Here is a 400-nt window from a genome sequence, read left to right as displayed (position 1 = left end):
CACACAACAATATTCACATTGGCTGGCCAACAAAATTAGCTCTTGCACCCAACTTGGCTGACCAAGCTATTCAACAACTCAGCGATAAGAACATAAAATCTAGCTCTCCAGAAATACAAAATGAAAGCGACCAACAACTAAAAAGTGTAGACTCCTCTTTTTCCGCAAAGCTTTCTGACAGCCTATGGGAGCGTGCATTTAATGCAAAAAGTTAATATTGGTAATACAGGTATTGATGTCAGCATTTTAGGTTTAGGCACAGTAAAGCTTGGTCGCAATACAGCGGTAAAATATCCACAAAAATTTGATATTCCCAATGATCAAGAAGCCCTAACCATCCTTACCACTGCCAGCGAGTCGGGCATTAACTTACTCGATACTGCACCCGCCTATGGCAATA

At 41.0% G+C, this 400-nt stretch carries 1 protein-coding gene; it reads left to right on the top strand.

Features of this window, described 5'->3' with window-relative positions:
* Positions 1–201 precede the first annotated feature (201 nt).
* Positions 202–400, top strand: a 199-nt coding sequence (locus D0S45_20930) for an aldo/keto reductase (GenBank protein TIH03139.1), incomplete at its 3' end; no start/stop codon positions are given.

Origin of the sequence: Marinifilum sp. JC120, from assembly GCA_004923195.1 — a bacterium.
Lineage (GTDB): Bacteria > Desulfobacterota > Desulfovibrionia > Desulfovibrionales > Desulfovibrionaceae > Maridesulfovibrio.
The sequence above is the reverse complement of the archived record's forward strand: the minus strand, read 5'-3'. Positions and strand labels throughout refer to the sequence as shown.